We start from the raw sequence: 16,138 nt of genomic DNA on the forward strand, positions 1-16,138 counted from the left end.
ATCTACCCGCGTAGATTTTCTCGCGGGGTACGCTTAGGCCACCGCCTTACGCACCACATCACACCGGGAGTGCCAGTGGCACGCGTCGTAGTCGACGTCATGCTCAAGCCGGAGATCCTCGACCCGCAGGGCCAGGCGGTGCAGCGCGCACTGCCCCGCCTGGGATTCGACGGGATCTCCGATGTCCGCCAGGGCAAGCGTTTCGAACTTGAGGTGGAGGGGCCGGTCGACGACGCCGCCCTCGCCCGCATCCGAGAGATCGCCGAGACGTTCCTCGCCAACACCGTCATCGAGGACTTCGTCGTCCGACTGGAGGACGAAGACGTGAAGGTGGAGTCGTGACGGCCCGCGTCGGAGTCGTCACATTCCCCGGCACGCTGGACGACCGGGACACCCAGCGGGCGGTACGCGTCGCGGGCCTGGAAGCGGTGCCGCTCTGGCACCGTGACAAGGATCTCAAGCAGGTCGACGCCGTGGTGCTTCCCGGTGGCTTCTCCTATGGGGACTATCTGCGCGCCGGTGCGATCTCGCGCTTCTCTCCGGTCATGGAGTCGGTCATTGGACAGGCGAAGGCGGGTATGCCCGTTCTTGGCATCTGCAATGGCTTCCAGGTCCTGACCGAGACGCACCTGCTCCCCGGCGCGATGCTTCGGAACAACCATCTGCACTTCATCTGCCGCGAGCAGAAGTTGCGGGTGGAAAACAACGGGACGGCCTGGACGAGTTCGTACGAACTCGGTCAGGAGATCAACATTCCGCTGAAGAACATCGACGGCCGGTACGTCGCCGAAGAGCGCGTCCTGGACGAGCTGGAGGCCGAGGGCCGGGTCGTCTTCCGGTACGTGGCCCGCGGCGCGGCCGCTCATGGATACGGCAACCCCAACGGCTCGCTCCGCGACATCGCGGGCATCACCAATGCGGCGGGCAACGTCGTCGGTCTGATGCCGCACCCCGAGCACGCCGTGGATCCGCTGGTCGGCACCGGTGGCACCGACGGTCTCGGATTCTTCACCTCGATCCTCAAGAAGCTGGTCACCACATGAGCCTGGACACGGTCAAGCACGCGGCCGAGACCCCGGACGTCGAGCAGCCCTGGGCCGAACTCGGCCTCAAGCAGGACGAGTACGAGCGCATCCGGGACATCCTCGGCCGCCGTCCCACCGGTGCCGAGCTCGCCATGTACTCCGTCATGTGGTCCGAGCACTGCTCGTACAAGTCGAGCAAGGTCCACCTCAAGCAGTTCGGCGAGAAGGCCCCCGAGAACGACGCCCTGCTCGTCGGCATCGGCGAGAACGCCGGTGTCGTCGACGTCGGCCAGGGGTACGCGGTCACCTTCAAGGTCGAGTCGCACAACCACCCCTCGTATATCGAGCCGTACCAGGGCGCGGCCACCGGCGTCGGCGGCATCGTCCGCGACATCCTCGCCATGGGCGCCCGCCCGGTCGCCGTGATGGACCCGCTGCGGTTCGGCGCGGCCGACCACCCCGACACCAAGCGCGTGCTGCCCGGCGTCGTCGCGGGCATCGGCGGCTACGGCAACTGCCTGGGCCTGCCCAACATCGGCGGCGAGGTCGTCTTCGACCCCTGCTACCAGGGCAACCCGCTGGTCAACGCCCTGTGCGTGGGCGTGATGAAGCACGAGGACATCCACCTCGCCAAGGCCTCCGGCGCCGGCAACAAGGTCATCCTCTACGGGGCCCGCACCGGCGGCGACGGCATCGGCGGCGTGTCCGTGCTGGCCTCGGAGACCTTCGACGACACCAAGCCCACCAAGCGCCCCGCGGTCCAGGTCGGCGACCCCTTCCAGGAGAAGCTCCTCATCGAGTGCACCCTGGAGATCTTCCGGGAGCACCTCGTCGAGGGCATCCAGGACCTCGGTGGCGCCGGCCTGTCCTGCGCCACCTCCGAGCTGGCCTCCGCCGGCTCCGGCGGCATGCGGGTCGAGCTGGACACCGTTCCGCTGCGCGACGCGACGCTCTCGCCCGAGGAGATCCTCATGAGCGAGTCACAGGAGCGCATGTGCGCGATCGTCGAGCCCGGCAACGTCGACCGCTTCCTGGAGATCTGCGAGAAGTGGGACGTCATCGCCACCGTCATCGGTGAGGTCACCGACGGCGAGCAGCTGGAGATCTTCTGGCACGGCGAGCAGATCGTGGACGTGCCGCCCGGCACCGTCGCCCACGAGGGTCCGACCTACCACCGGCCCTACGCCCGCCCCCAGTGGCAGGACGCCCTGCAGGCGGACGACGCGAACGCGCTCCCGCGCCCGCAGACCGCCGAGGAGCTGCGCGCGCAGGTCCTGAAGCTGGTCGCCTCCCCGAACCAGGCGTCCAAGTCCTGGGTCACCGACCAGTACGACCGGTTCGTCCAGGGCAACACGATCCTCGCCCAGCCGGAGGACTCCGGCATGATCCGCGTCGACGAGGAGACCAACCTCGGCGTCGCGGTCGCGACGGACGGCAACGGCCGCTACGCCAAGCTCGACCCGTACACGGGCGCGCAGCTGGCGCTGGCCGAGTCGTACCGCAACGTCGCCGCCTCGGGCGCCAGGCCGCTGGCGATCTCCAACTGCCTGAACTTCGGCTCGCCCGAGGACCCGGACGTCATGTGGCAGTTCGCCGAGGCCACCCGCGGTCTGGCCGACGGCTGCCAGACGCTCGGCACCCCGGTCACCGGCGGCAATGTCTCGCTGTACAACCAGACCGGCGAGACCGCGATCCACCCGACCCCCGTCGTCGCGGTGCTCGGTGTGATCGACGACGTCACCCGCCGCACCCCGATCGCGTTCCGGGAGGAGGGCCAGCTGCTCTACCTGCTCGGCGACACGCGCGAGGAGTTCGGCGGCTCGGCCTGGTCCCAGGTCGTCCACGACCACCTCGGCGGTCTGCCGCCGCGGGTGGACCTGGAGCGGGAGCGGCTGCTGGCCGAGATCCTGATCTCCGCCTCCCGCGACGGCATGATCGACGCGGCGCACGACCTGTCCGACGGCGGTCTGGTCCAGGCTGTTGTCGAGTCCTGCCTGCGGGGCGGGAAGGGCGCGCGCCTGGTCGTGCCGGACGGTCTGGACGCCTTCACCTTCCTCTTCTCCGAGTCGGCGGGCCGCGCGGTCGTCGCGGTGCCGCGCAGCGAGGAGCTCCGCTTCAACGACATGTGCGGCGCCCGCGGCCTCCCGGCCACGCGCGTCGGCGTGATCGACGGCGAAGAGGTGGAGCTCCAGGGCGAGTTCAGCGTTCCGCTGGCCGAGCTCAAGGAGGCGCACGAGGCGACCATCCCCGGCCTGCTGGTCTGAGGGCCGCGGTTCACCTGAGGGCCGCCTCAGGTCGTACGCACGCTGCTACACACACCCCGGGCCGGACGTACGCCGTACGTCCGGCCCGGGGCGCCGCGTGCGGTCAGTTGCTCCAGAACTCGTCCTCGACGTCGATGTCCTCCCAGCACTCGTCGATGTCGCTGATCTTGCCGCCGACGATGGTGAAGAACAGGGCCTCGCGCATCTCCATGCCGCGGTCCTTGCGGTCCGCGTAGAACTTGTGGACGGAGATGGCGTGCCCGCGCCCGTCGGCGGTCACGGTTTCGAGCTCGACACGCATCGTGCCGCCCGTCTCCTCGTGCATCCGGCGGTACAGCGCGATGCAGGCGTCGCGACCCTTGTGATGGCCGGACACCGGGCCATTGCCGGGCACGTGGTGGACACAGTCCGACGTCATCATCATGGCCAGGGTGTCCATGTCACCCCTGGTGAACGCGTCGTAGCCACGCCGTACCAGAGCGCTGTCCGGGTGCTCGCCCATGGCAACGCACCCCCTTCTTGCGGGAATTCTGCGGATTCAGCCTCTTTTCCATCATCTGCCGGGCCCCGGTGGCTGTCCACGCCGTGGTGTCAGACCCGCTGAGTAAGATCACCGGCATGCCCGGCGCCCCCCGCAAGCCTCGCGCCCGCCGCTACGACCTCGCCCGGACCCGGGCCGCGGTCGCGGCGCAGTTCCGGCACGTACGGGACGCCGTGGCGGGGCTCGACGCCGCGCGGCTCGGTGCCCCCACCCGGCTCGGGGCGTGGACCGTGGCGGACCTCGTCGCGCACCTGGCCATGGCGGTGGAGCACGTGAACGGGAACCTGGAGCGCCCCGCGCCGCCCACCCCGGAGGCGACCGCCACGGACTGGGTCCTCTCGACGGCCGAGCACGCAGGACGGATCGAGGAGGACACGCGCGCGGTCGCCGCCGGGGCCGCCCCCGCCGACCTGCTGGAGCGCGCCGCCGCGCGGTACGAGGCGCTGGTGGCCCCCGTCCCCGCCGACCGGCTGCTGTCCGCCCGCGTCGGCGCCATGCGCCTGGACGAGCTGCTCGTCACCCGCTGCGTGGAGCTGGTCGTCCACACCGACGACCTCGCGGCGGCCACCGGGCTGGAGATCCCGTATGACCGCCAGGCCCTGGCCGCGGCCGTCCGGCTGCTCGCGGACGCGCTCGCGGCGAAGGCGCCCGGGGGGTCGGTGGAGGTCCGGATCCCGCCGTTCGCCGTCGTCCAGTGCGTCGCGGGACCGCGGCACACCCGCGGCACCCCGCCGAACGTGGTCGAGACCGACCCGCTGACCTGGATCCGCCTCGCCACAGGGCGTACGACGTGGGGCGAGGCGGTCGAGGACGCCGCGGTGACGGCGAGCGGCGAGCGCGCCGACCTCGCCGCGTACCTGCCGCTGCTCGGCTAGGGCCGGACGGCGGCCGGTCCCGGGGCCCGGCCGGTCGGCGGAAATGTGATCCTCGCCGCAGCCGGGCCCGCCCCGTCAACGACAGTTCGCTGGCGGGGCGCGTTCGAGGGGTGTGATGTGCGTCTGTGAGGGCGTCCCTCGTTCGGAGGTGCGGCGGAACTGGCCTAGACTCGATGGCGTGCCACGTGGTGACGGACGACTCAGCCACGACCTGCTCCCCGGCGAGAAGGGCCCCCAGGACGCTTGCGGCGTCTTCGGTGTCTGGGCTCCGGGTGAAGAGGTCGCCAAACTCACCTATTTCGGGCTGTACGCGCTGCAGCACCGTGGACAGGAGTCCGCGGGCATCGCAGTGAGCAACGGCTCACAGATCCTCGTCTTCAAGGACATGGGCCTGGTTTCCCAGGTCTTCGACGAGACCTCCCTCGGATCCCTTCAAGGCCACATCGCGGTCGGCCATGCCCGCTACTCCACCACCGGGGCCTCGGTGTGGGAGAACGCGCAGCCGACGTTCCGGGCCACGGCCAACGGCTCGATCGCCCTCGGCCACAACGGCAACCTGGTCAACACCGCCGAGCTGGCGGAGCTGGTCGCGGAGCTGCCCCGGGAGAACGGCCGGGCCACCCAGGTGGCGGCGACCAACGACACCGACCTGGTGACCGCGCTGCTGGCCGGCCAGGTCGACGGCGACGGCAAGCCGCTGACGATCGAGGCATCCGCCACCCAGATCCTGCCGAAGGTCAAGGGCGCTTTCAGCCTCGTTTTCATGGACGAGCACACGCTGTACGCCGCCCGCGACCCGCAGGGCATCCGCCCGCTGGTCCTCGGCCGCCTGGAGCGCGGCTGGGTGGTGGCCTCGGAGACCGCCGCCCTGGACATCGTCGGCGCCAGCTTCATCCGCGAGGTGGAGCCGGGCGAGCTGATCGCCATCGACGAGAACGGCATGCGGACGTCCCGGTTCGCCGAGGCCAGGCCGAAGGGCTGCGTCTTCGAGTACGTGTACCTCGCCCGCCCCGACACCGACATCGCCGGGCGGAACGTTTACCTCTCCCGGGTCGAGATGGGCCGCAGGCTCGCCGCCGAGGCGCCCGCCGACGCCGACCTGGTGATAGCCACCCCGGAGTCCGGCACTCCGGCCGCGGTGGGCTACGCCGAGGCCAGCGGCATCCCGTACGGCTCGGGCCTGGTGAAGAACGCCTACGTGGGCCGGACCTTCATCCAGCCGTCGCAGACCATCCGGCAGCTGGGTATCCGGCTCAAGCTGAATCCCCTCAAGGAAGTCATCCGAGGCAAGCGTCTGGTCGTCGTGGACGACTCGATCGTGCGCGGCAACACCCAGCGCGCGCTGGTGCGGATGCTCCGTGAGGCGGGCGCGGCCGAGGTCCACATCCGGATCTCCTCCCCGCCCATCAAGTGGCCGTGCTTCTTCGGTATCGACTTCGCCACCCGCGCCGAGCTGATCGCCAACGGTCTGTCGGTCGAGGAGATCGGCAAGTCGCTGGGCGCGGACTCGCTCGCGTACATCTCCATCGACGGCATGATCGAGGCGACCACGATCGCCAAGCCGAACCTGTGCCGGGCCTGCTTCGACGGCGAGTACCCCATGGAGCTGCCGGACCCGGAGCTGCTGGGCAAGCACCTCCTGGAGACCGAGCTCGCCGGCGGTGCCGACGCCGCGGACGCGCTGCGCCGTCCGTAACGCTTCGTCATCACACGACACTCAACGTCATCACACGACACGAAAGTTCCCAGCCATGTCGCTTGAGTCTTCTGATCGTGTCCCGCACGCGGGCACCGGTGCCAGCTACGCGAGCGCGGGCGTCGACATCGAGGCGGGCGACCGCGCCGTCGAGCTGATGAAGGACTGGGTGAAGAAGGCCACCCGTCCGGAGGTCGTCGGCGGCCTGGGCGGCTTCGCCGGTCTGTTCGACGCCTCCGCCCTCAAGCGGTACGAGCGGCCGCTGCTGGCGTCGGCCACCGACGGCGTCGGCACCAAGGTGGACATCGCGCGGAAGATGGGCGTCTTCGACACCATCGGCCACGACCTGGTCGGCATGGTCGTGGACGACCTGGTCGTCTGCGGCGCCGAGCCGCTGTTCATGACGGACTACATCTGCGTCGGCAAGGTCTACCCGGAGCGGGTCGCCGCGATCGTGAAGGGCATCGCCGAAGGCTGTGTGCTGGCCGGCTGCGCGCTGGTCGGCGGCGAGACCGCCGAGCACCCCGGCCTGCTGGGCGAGGACGAGTTCGACGTGGCGGGCGCGGGCACCGGTGTGGTCGAGGCGGACCGGGTGCTGGGCGCCGATCGTATCCGTACGGGTGACGCGGTGATCGCGATGGCGTCGTCCGGACTTCACTCGAACGGGTACTCACTCGTCCGGCATGTGCTCTTCGACCGGGCCGGGTGGGCGCTGGACCGCGAGGTTCCGGAGCTCGGCCGGACTCTGGGCGAGGAGCTGCTGGAGCCCACCCGGATCTACTCGCTGGACTGCCTGGCCCTCACCCGTACCGCGGAGGTGCACGGCTTCTCGCACATCACCGGCGGCGGTCTGGCCAACAACCTGGCTCGGGTCATCCCCGACCACCTGCACGCCACGGTGGACCGGTCGACCTGGACGCCGGGCGCGATCTTCGACCTGGTCGGCCAGGCCGGCTCGGTGGAGCGGCTGGAGCTGGAGAAGACGCTCAACATGGGCGTGGGCATGATCGCGGTCGTCCCGCAGGAGTCCGTCGACGTGGCGCTGACCACGTTCGCGGACCGCGGCGTCGACTCCTGGGTGTGCGGCGAGATCCTGGAGCGCGACGGTGGCCACACCGAAGCGGTGGCGCTGACCGGTGACTACGCGAGCTGAGGGCGCGAGCCGCGAGCTGGGCGGCGCCCTGAAGGCAGCACAGAAGCCGGTCCGAGGCGGTTGCCCCGGACCGGCGGAGGTGCAGCGAGTGGCTGGATGCCAGCTGCGCGTGCGCGCTCAGGCGCGACGGCGGTGCGCGGACGACCCCGACGACTGGTCGTCGTCCTCGTCCTCGTCGTCGTTGTACAGATCCGCGTACTGTGCGTACGGATCCTCGTCGTGCTCATCGTCCTCGAACGGCTCGCCATTCGGCGGCTGGCTCGATTGCGATGCGCCCAGCTCCTCGGCCAGGCGTGAGAGGTCCGTCCCACCGCTGTTGTACTTCAGCTGGCGGGCGACCTTCGTCTGCTTGGCCTTGGCCCGGCCGCGCCCCATGGCTCGACCCCCTCAACGACGGGGCTCGACGGCCCCAGAGTCTTGACACGCGTTCACGTTCATGAATCGGAGCGGACTCTCCAGAGAGAACCCGGTCCGTAGGGCTTCAACGGTACCTGCTTCTGTGGCCATACGGTACGTCGCCCGCATGACGTGCCACGTCACACAACCCGCGAGGCGCCCCGTCCTCGCTGGTCAGCTGCGATTTTAACGTGTCCTGAGCGCCGACCCGCCGACAGGCCGTGAGGGATCTCTCCCTCACGGCCTGTCGGAGTGCCGACAAACGGGTGACCCGTCTGCCCGTCTGGCCGAAAACGGCCGGGTCGAGCTACCGGGACGGCCAGGCGGAACCGGCGGAGCGGTGCGCGTGCCCGTCCGCCGGGCGGATCATTTCCGGCGTCCCTCGGCCATCCGCTGCTCGGCCAGCCGGTCGGCGGCCACCGCCGGCGGCACACCGTCCCGCACCGCACGTTCGAATATGGCCAACGTGGTGTCGAAGATCTTCGTCGCCTTGGCCTTGGCCCGGTCGAAGTCGAAGCCGTGCAGCTCGTCGGCGACCTGGATGACACCGCCCGAGTTCACGACGTAGTCCGGGGCATAGAGGACGCCGCGGTCGGCGAGGTCCTTCTCCACACCGGGGTGCGCGAGCTGATTGTTGGCCGCGCCGCACACCACCTTGGCGGTCAGGGCCGGCACGGTGTCGTCGTTCAGCGCGCCGCCGAGCGCGCACGGCGCGTACACGTCCAGGTCGGATCGGATCAGCGCGTCGGTGTCGGCGACGGCGGTCACCTGCGGGTGCTTGGCCCGGACCCGGTCCACCGAAGCGGCCCGTACGTCGGTGATCAGGACCTCGGCACCGTCCTCCAGCAGGTGCTCGACAAGGATGTGGCCCACCTTGCCCACACCCGCGATGCCGACCCGGCGGCCGCGCAGGGTGGGCGCGCCCCAGGCGGTCTGCGCGGAGGCGCGCATGCCCTGGAAGACGCCGAAGGCGGTGAGCACGGAGGAGTCTCCGGCGCCGCCGTTCTCCGGGGAGCGCCCGGTGGTCCAGCGGCACTCGCGGGCGACGACGTCCATGTCCGAGACATAGGTGCCGACGTCGCAGGCGGTGACGTAGCGCCCACCCAGGGAGGCCACGAATCGCCCGTAGGCGAGCAGCAGCGCCTCCGTCTTGATCTGGTCGGGGTCACCGATGATCACGGCCTTGCCGCCGCCGTGGTCGAGCCCGGCGAGCGCGTTCTTGTACGACATGCCCCGGGAGAGGTTGAGCGCGTCCATGACGGCCTCCTCGTCGGAGGCGTACGCGTGGAAGCGGGTGCCGCCGAGGGCGGGGCCCAGGGCGGTGGAGTGGATCGCGATGACGGCCTTCAGACCCGTCTCGCGGTCCTGGCAGAGGACGACCTGTTCGTGGCCGCCCTGTTCGGAGCGGAAAAGAGTGTTCAGCACGCCATCAGCATCGTCGGTGAGACGTACGTCAGTCACGGTGGTGACTCCCATATGTCGCGGTGGACGCCCTCCCGGGGGTGGGGGAGGGCCGGTCGCCAAGAGAGTAAGCCCTGGCGGGGCCGTATGGGGCCGCTCTTCGCCCTCGACCTGGCAGCCGAGTCGCCGAGTCCACTGCGTGGACGGCGTGGGACGATTCGAGCGTCGGGGAGGCAACTGCCCGTGGTGGAATCGGCCTTGAGGGAGCGTGCGTGGCCTTGGCGTCTTCGGTGATCGTCCCGTACGCGGCGTATCTGCGGGTCTACGAGCCGCTGGCGGCCTTTCCGGAGCCGGAACGCACCCACTGGGCGCGCTACGCCCGGCGCGCGCGGCTGCCCGGCGCCCAGGACGAACTGCGGCGCTCGTTGGCGGACCTGCTGCCGGTGCCGCCGGTGGCGGTTCCGGTGCACGAGAGCGGCGACGCCTTCGTGGCGGTCGTGGACGGCATCGTCTGCGTGTGTCCCTGGCGGACCCGCCTGCGGGGCTGGCTGGCCCTGGAGGAGCTCGCGGAGCGGTTCCCGGCGCCGCTGCTGGACGCCGTGCTGCCGCCGGTGGTGCGCCGGCAGGCGCTGTCCGATTTCGAGCGGTGGCTGGAGCGCAATCCGGACGCCCGGCCGTGGATCCGGTCGGCGACCTGGCATGTCCCGGTGCGCTGGTTCGCCCTCTTCTCGGACGAGGAGCGGGAATTCACCAAGGGGGAGGACGGGCTCGTCCTGCGCTATCGGACGCCGATGGTGGACGCGCGGCGGCGGGTGGCGCGCGGGCTCAAGGTGCTGCGTGAGGCCCTGGGGGAGGGGCCGCTCATCGACGGCCTGGTAGATGTAGGACGGTGGCTCGAAGAGTTCCATCCGCGTTCGCTTGTTGAACTGGACTACGGCGGCCTGGTGCACACGGTGCCCGAGGAGGATCTCGACGGCGATCACTCGGCGGCGGATGTGGCCGAGGGGCTGGCGGCCCTGCGCGACGGCGACGGGGATCGGGCGGGGCAGGCGTACGAGAGGCTGACGGAACGCTGGACCGCGGTGCGGGCACGGCAGAACGCGAGTTGACGCCGTCTTGATGTCGGACGGTCAGGACGTAGGTCCCGATACGGACTTTTAACGTCAAGCGTGATGTAACCCACTTTCCTAGGGTCTTGCGGGTATCCCCTACCCTCGTGTCAAAATAGGACAAGGAGTCCAGGTGGGCCTCCTTCCGCCCAAGTAAGGGCGGATTTCTCGGTATTGCACGCCTTGGTGGGTCTGGTGACCCCTGATCCTGTTGTGACTGATCGTTACGACGGGGTGACTGTCCGCTATGACATGGTCCATCGGCATCCGCCGAGGTTGAACACCTGAGAGGGCAATTCCGTCGGTTTGGCCGACGGGGCTGGACAGATGGTGTAGTTGTAGTGCCGAGGACAAGCCGTTCGTCCTATAACCGACTCGGCCCGCGTCCGCCATTTCGGGCAACGCGGGTCAAGGTGCAGAATTTAGAGGAAAGAACCGTGATGGTTCGGTTCTCCCGAGGAGGCCGCTCATGACCGCTCGCACCCCTGATGCCGAGCCGCTGCTGACCCCGGCTGAGGTTGCCACGATGTTCCGCGTGGACCCGAAGACGGTCACGCGCTGGGCCAAGGCAGGCAAGCTCACGTCCATCCGCACGCTCGGAGGGCACCGGCGCTACCGCGAAGCGGAGGTCCGTGCGCTTCTCGCGGGCATCCCGCAGCAGCGCAGCGAGGCCTGACATACCGCATGACCGGGCATTTTCCAGGCATCCCAGCCTGGTGACCGTCCGACCCTGAGCACCACACGACAGGTGCCTGCCCCAACAGGCCCGCCGCCCGCACATCGGGGTGAGTCGTCGATCGCGCTGGATTCCGCCGGATCCAGCGCGATCTTTTTATGCCCTGACGGCGCCGCTCGGGGGGCATCGCAAGGGCGCTCTTCGGGCCAGGCGGCCGACTCCGGAAGCGCCTCCCGGAGGGGTGTCGACGGGCGCTCCGGGTGCCTCTTCGAGGTTGGTGCAATTGCACATATTAAATTGACCCGTTGTAGGAGGGGGGTAAGTTCGGCCGTTCTACAAAGCCGTTCGGTGACTCCCGTCACATTGCGTGCGGCTTGTCATCAAGCGCATACCTACGGTAAAGGGGCGGTCGGGTCGGCGGAGGGCCGGCCTCATTCGGTTCGGCCGCACTGGGCCGGCGGTCCATCCGGTGGTGCGGGCTCGGGTGGCGTGTCGCTCGATGGGGTGGCGTCGCCCGGCCGGGAAGCGGCGGGGTCGTGCTCCATCGCGAGGCGCAGCAGCCGATGGCAGACCGGGCAGTGACGGGTGGAGTGCCGGTACCCCGTCGCAGCGGACAGATGGGCGCGCAGCAGCGCCCGGATCTCATGCCTCGCGGATGTCGTCATACGCGCACCTCCCGCGCCCCCACATCACTCACTGATTGGGTACCGCCGGTACATGCCCCAGTCAAGACACACGAAGGCCCGGATCCTGGGATGGATCCGGGCCTTCATCTCGGGCGGTCCTGACGGGATTTGAACCCGCGGCCTCCACCTTGACAGGGTGGCGAGCACTCCAAACTGCTCCACAGGACCTTGCTTCGCTTCGCACGGTGTGCGCTGCGGAAACAGACTCTACAGCAGGTCAGGGGGTGCGGTCGAACTCGCGGTGGAACACCTTCCGGCCGAAGGTCGTGGGGCGCCTCGGCACCCGGCCGGGGCCCGCCCCGAGCAGCGCGTCGCCGCACCCGGCGGCCCTACGGCACCGCCGCGTCGATCGCCTTCACGATGCGCTTGTCGGACACGGGATAGGCCGTGCCGAGCGCGTGGGCGAAGTAGCTGACCCGCAGCTCCTCGATCATCCAGCGGATCTCCAGGACCTCGCGCGGCACCGGGCGCCCCTGGGGGAGCTGCTCCAGCAGCCACGCGTACTCGTCCCGCATCTCGCGCACCTTCGCCATCCGCGCGCGGTCCCGCTCGGCGTTCCCCGGGAGCTGCTGCAACCGCCGGTCCGCCGCCACCAGGTAGCGCATCAGATCGGGCAGCCGGCGCACTCCGTGCGCGGTCACGAAACCGGGCTTCACCAGCTCCGCCAGCTGCTCCTTGACGTCCGCGAGGGAGGCCAGCAGCACGGGGCTCGTGGTGGCCTTCAGCCGGCGCTCGCACGCCTGCCAGGCGGCCAGCACCTCCTGCACCTTGCGGATCGTGTCCAGCGTGGCGTCCGTGATGTCCGCGCGCACGGCGTCGAAGAGCTTGCGGAAGGCCTCCTCGTCCCAGGCCGGGCCGCCGCGCGCCGCGATCAGCCGGTCGGCCGCCGCCGCCACGCAGTCCTCGAAGAGCGCCGGGACGCCGCCGTGCGGATTGCGGGCCAGGGCCAGCTTCGCGCTGTTGGTCAGCTTGTCCTGGGCGAACTTGGCGGGGTTGGACGGCAGATTGAGCAGGATCAGCCGCCTCGTGCCGCGCCACATGGCCTGCCGCTGCTCGGCCTCGGTGTCGAAGAGCCGTACGGCGACCGAGGCGCCCTCGTCGACCAGCGCCGGATACGCCTTGACCGGCTGACCGGACCGCCGGGTCTCGAACGTGCGCGGCAGCGCGCCGATCGTCCACGCCGTCAGCCCGGTGCGCTGCTCGATGCCGGTGCCCTCCTTGGACGTCTCGAAGGCCTTGGAGATCGCGGCCCGCGTCTTCGGCTTGAGCCTCAGCCGCAGCGCCTCCAGATCCTTGTCCTCGGCGATCTTGCGGCGCCGCTCGTCCACGACCCGGAAGGTGATCTTCAGATGGTCCGGGACCTTCGCCGGATCCCAGTCCTCCGCCTCGATCTTCACCCCGACCATCCGCTGGAGCTCACGGCCGAGAGCGGCCGTCAGAGGCTCCTGGAGGGGGACGGTGCCGTCCAGAAAGCGCTTGGCATAGTTCGGCGCCGGGACGTAGTGCCGCCGCACCGGCTTGGGCAGCGACCGGATCAGCTCGGTCACCAGGTCCTCGCGCAGCCCCGGGATCTGCCAGTCGAAGCCCTCGGGAGAGACCTGGTTGAGCACCTGGAGCGGAATATGGACGGTCACGCCGTCCGCGTCCGCGCCCGGTTCGAACTGGTACGTCACCCGGAATTTCAGCTTGCCCTGCCGCCAGGAATCCGGATAGTCGTCCTTGGTGACGCCTTCCGCCCGCTCGTTGATGAGCATCGACTTCTCGAAGTTGAGCAACTCCGGTTCGTCGCGGCGCTTGTGCTTCCACCACGAGTCGAAATGGGCACCCGAGACGATGTGTTCGGGGATGCGCTGGTCGTAGAAGTCGAACAGGGTCTCGTCGTCCACCAGGATGTCCCGGCGCCGCGCCCGGTGCTCCAACTCCTCGACCTCGCCGAGCAGTTTGCGGTTGTCGTGGAAGAACTGGTGGTGTGTGCGCCAGTCGCCCTCTACCAGCGCGTTGCGGATGAACAGATCCCGGCTCGTCTCCGGGTCGATCCGCCCGTAGTTCACCTTCCGCTGGGCGACGATCGGCACACCGTAGAGCGTGACCCGCTCGTACGCCATCACGGCCGCCTGCTTCTGCTCCCAGTGCGGTTCGCTGTACGTACGCTTCACCAGGTGCTGGGCCAGCGGCTCGATCCACTCCGGCTCGATGCGCGCGTTGACCCGCGCCCACAGCCGCGAGGTCTCCACCAGCTCCGCCGACATGATCCAGCGCGGCGGCTTCTTGAAGAGCGCCGAGCCGGGGAAGACCGCGAACTTGGCGCTGCGCGCGCCCAGGTACTCGTTGTTCTTGTCGGTGTCCTTGAGTCCCAGGTGGGAAAGGAGCCCCGCCAGCAGCGCGGTGTGAATGTGCTCGGGCGCCGCGTCCTGCTCGGACAGATGGATTTCCATCGACTTGGCGACCGTACGCAGCTGGCTGTAGATGTCCTGCCACTCGCGTATCCGGAGGTAGTTCAGATACTCACTGCGGCACATCCGGCGGAAGGCGGACGACGACAGCGCCTTCTGCTGCTCGCGGATGTACTTCCACAGATTGAGGAAGGCGAGGAAGTCGGAGGTCTCGTCCTTGAAGCGGGCGTGGTGCTGGTCGGCCTGCTGCTGCTTGTCGGAGGGGCGCTCGCGCGGGTCCTGGATGGACAGCGCCGCCGCGATCACCATCACCTCGCGCACACAGCCGATGCGGTCGGCCTCCAGGACCATCCGGGCCAGCCGCGGGTCGACCGGCAGCTGCGACAGCTTGCGCCCGGTCGGGGTGAGCCGCTTCTTCGGCTCCTTCTCCTTGCTGTCCAGGGCGCCGAGCTCCTCCAGGAGCTGCACGCCGTCCTTGATGTTGCGCCGGTCGGGCGCGTCGATGAAGGGGAACTTCTCGATGTCGCCCAGGCCCGCCGCGGTCATCTGGAGGATCACGGAGGCGAGGTTCGTACGGAGGATCTCCGCGTCGGTGAACTCCGGGCGGCCGAGGAAGTCGTCCTCGGAGTACAGCCGGACGCAGATGCCGTCGCTGGTGCGGCCGCAGCGGCCCTTGCGCTGGTTGGCGCTGGCCTGGCTGACCGGCTCGATGGGCAGGCGCTGCACCTTGGTGCGGTAGCTGTAGCGCGAGATGCGGGCCATGCCGGTGTCGATGACGTACCGGATACCGGGCACGGTCAGCGACGTCTCCGCGACGTTGGTCGCCAGCACGATCCGCCGCCCCGTGTGGCGCTGGAAGACCCGGTGCTGCTCGGCGTGCGAGAGCCGCGCGTACAGCGGCAGCACCTCGGTGTGCCTGAGCTGCTTCTTGTTGAGCGCGTCGGCGGTGTCCCGGATCTCCCGCTCGCCGGAGAGGAAGACCAGGATGTCGCCGGGCCCCTCGGCCTGGAGCTCGTCGACCGCGTCGCAGATCGCGGTGATCTGGTCGCGGTCGGAGTCCTCGCCCCCCTCTTCGAGGAGCGGCCGGTAGCGCACCTCGACGGGATACGTACGGCCCGAGACCTCGACGATCGGCGCGTCGCCGAAGTGCCGGGAGAAGCGCTCCGGGTCGATCGTGGCCGAGGTGATGACGACCTTCAGGTCGGGGCGGCGCGGCAGCAGCTGCGCGAGGTAGCCGAGGATGAAGTCGATGTTGAGGCTGCGCTCGTGCGCCTCGTCGATGATGATCGTGTCGTACTGGCGCAGCTCGCGGTCGGTCTGGATCTCCGCGAGCAGGATGCCGTCCGTCATCAGCTTGATGTGGGTGTCCGGGCTCACCTGATCGGTGAAACGGACCTTCCAGCCGACGGACTCGCCCAGCGGGGTGCTCAGCTCCTCGGCGACGCGCTCGGCCACCGTGCGGGCGGCGATCCGGCGCGGCTGGGTGTGGCCGATCAGGCCCCGTACGCCCCGCCCCAGCTCCAGGCAGATCTTCGGGATCTGCGTCGTCTTCCCGGAACCCGTCTCGCCGGCGACGATCACGACCTGGTGGTCGCGGATCGCGTCGCGGATCGTGTCCTTCTTCTGGCTGACCGGCAGCGCCTCGGGGTAGCTGACCTGGGGCACTGCGGCGCGGCGGTCGGCGACCCGCAGCTCGGCCCGCTCGACGTCGGCGGCGATCTCGGCGAGCACGGCGGTCCGTGCCTCGGGCTTACGGATCCGGCGCGCGCCGTCGAGCCGGCGCCCCAGCCGCTGCTGGTCGCGCAGCATCAGCTCGGGGATCCGCTCCAGCAGGGCGGGGAGGGTGGGGGCAGGCATTGTGGACATACGCGATCCAGGATCTCACTTCGCCGAAACGGCTGGCGAGCCATTTCTGTCCGGACT

Annotated in this window: 13 protein-coding genes and 1 tRNA gene; 8 read left to right on the top strand and 6 right to left on the bottom strand. The window is 69.6% G+C overall.

Features of this window, described 5'->3' with window-relative positions; translation table 11 throughout:
• Positions 1–75 precede the first annotated feature (75 nt).
• The 3 genes from purS to purL are packed head-to-tail and all read left to right on the top strand — an operon-like array spanning position 76 to position 3,289.
• Positions 76–342, top strand: a complete 267-nt coding sequence (gene purS, locus ACQUSR_RS17650; protein WP_431043528.1) for a phosphoribosylformylglycinamidine synthase subunit PurS — start codon at positions 76–78, stop codon at positions 340–342.
• The gene (purQ, locus tag ACQUSR_RS17655) at positions 339–1,043 is read left to right on the top strand and encodes a phosphoribosylformylglycinamidine synthase subunit PurQ (protein WP_431043529.1); all 705 of its coding nucleotides are present in this window, start codon (positions 339–341) and stop codon (positions 1,041–1,043) included. Before purS ends, purQ begins: the two co-directional genes overlap by 4 nt.
• Positions 1,040–3,289, top strand: a complete 2,250-nt coding sequence (gene purL / locus ACQUSR_RS17660) for a phosphoribosylformylglycinamidine synthase subunit PurL (RefSeq protein WP_431043530.1) — start codon at positions 1,040–1,042, stop codon at positions 3,287–3,289. Before purQ ends, purL begins: the two co-directional genes overlap by 4 nt.
• A 103-nt stretch (positions 3,290–3,392) precedes the next feature.
• Here the strand turns inward: purL and ACQUSR_RS17665 are convergent, their stop codons facing one another.
• Entirely contained in the window at positions 3,393–3,791 is a 399-nt protein-coding gene (locus ACQUSR_RS17665; protein ID WP_431043531.1) for a nuclear transport factor 2 family protein, read from the bottom strand.
• A gap of 116 nt (positions 3,792–3,907) precedes the next feature.
• On the opposite strand from ACQUSR_RS17665, the gene ACQUSR_RS17670 reads away from it, so the two are divergent.
• From ACQUSR_RS17670 to purM, 3 genes are all read left to right on the top strand, one after another.
• A complete protein-coding gene (locus ACQUSR_RS17670; RefSeq protein WP_431043532.1) occupies positions 3,908–4,705 on the top strand; it encodes a sterol carrier family protein in 798 nt (265 codons plus the stop codon).
• A gap of 178 nt (positions 4,706–4,883) precedes the next feature.
• Positions 4,884–6,401 (top strand): amidophosphoribosyltransferase, encoded by a 1,518-nt coding sequence (purF, locus tag ACQUSR_RS17675; RefSeq protein ID WP_431043533.1) that lies wholly within the window; start codon positions 4,884–4,886, stop codon positions 6,399–6,401.
• A 55-nt stretch (positions 6,402–6,456) separates the two neighbouring features.
• Positions 6,457–7,554 (top strand): phosphoribosylformylglycinamidine cyclo-ligase, encoded by a 1,098-nt coding sequence (gene purM / locus ACQUSR_RS17680; RefSeq protein WP_431043534.1) that lies wholly within the window; start codon positions 6,457–6,459, stop codon positions 7,552–7,554.
• Positions 7,555–7,671: 117 nt separating this feature from the next.
• On the opposite strand, the gene ACQUSR_RS17685 is transcribed toward purM, so the two are convergent.
• Both ACQUSR_RS17685 and ACQUSR_RS17690 read right to left on the bottom strand, forming a co-directional pair.
• Positions 7,672–7,929, bottom strand: a complete 258-nt coding sequence (locus tag ACQUSR_RS17685) for a DUF3073 domain-containing protein (protein WP_431043535.1) — start codon at positions 7,927–7,929, stop codon at positions 7,672–7,674.
• Between the two features lie 387 nt (positions 7,930–8,316).
• Positions 8,317–9,426: a Leu/Phe/Val dehydrogenase gene (locus tag ACQUSR_RS17690; RefSeq protein WP_431043536.1), complete on the bottom strand. Its 1,110-nt coding sequence runs from the start codon at positions 9,424–9,426 to the stop codon at positions 8,317–8,319.
• A gap of 197 nt (positions 9,427–9,623) precedes the next feature.
• On the opposite strand from ACQUSR_RS17690, the gene ACQUSR_RS17695 reads away from it, so the two are divergent.
• Together ACQUSR_RS17695 and bldC are read left to right on the top strand one after the other, a co-directional pair.
• Positions 9,624–10,460, top strand: a complete 837-nt coding sequence (locus tag ACQUSR_RS17695) for a hypothetical protein (protein ID WP_431043537.1) — start codon at positions 9,624–9,626, stop codon at positions 10,458–10,460.
• Between the two features lie 469 nt (positions 10,461–10,929).
• A complete protein-coding gene (gene bldC, locus ACQUSR_RS17700) occupies positions 10,930–11,136 on the top strand; it encodes a developmental transcriptional regulator BldC (protein ID WP_003949541.1) in 207 nt (68 codons plus the stop codon).
• 431 nt (positions 11,137–11,567) lie between these two features.
• On the opposite strand, the gene ACQUSR_RS17705 is transcribed toward bldC, so the two are convergent.
• The 3 genes from ACQUSR_RS17705 to hrpA all read right to left on the bottom strand — a co-directional run bounded on the left by ACQUSR_RS17705 (position 11,568) and on the right by hrpA (position 16,081).
• A complete protein-coding gene (locus ACQUSR_RS17705; protein ID WP_431043538.1) occupies positions 11,568–11,801 on the bottom strand; it encodes a DUF6274 family protein in 234 nt (77 codons plus the stop codon).
• Positions 11,802–11,915: 114 nt separating this feature from the next.
• Positions 11,916–11,990: transfer RNA gene (locus ACQUSR_RS17710), tRNA-Asp, on the bottom strand.
• Positions 11,991–12,151: 161 nt separating this feature from the next.
• Positions 12,152–16,081 (bottom strand): ATP-dependent RNA helicase HrpA, encoded by a 3,930-nt coding sequence (hrpA, locus tag ACQUSR_RS17715; RefSeq protein WP_431043539.1) that lies wholly within the window; start codon positions 16,079–16,081, stop codon positions 12,152–12,154.
• Positions 16,082–16,138 lie beyond the last annotated feature (57 nt).

The organism is Streptomyces sp. P1-3, assembly GCF_050613155.1.
In the GTDB taxonomy this organism is placed as follows: Bacteria; Actinomycetota; Actinomycetes; order Streptomycetales; family Streptomycetaceae; genus Streptomyces.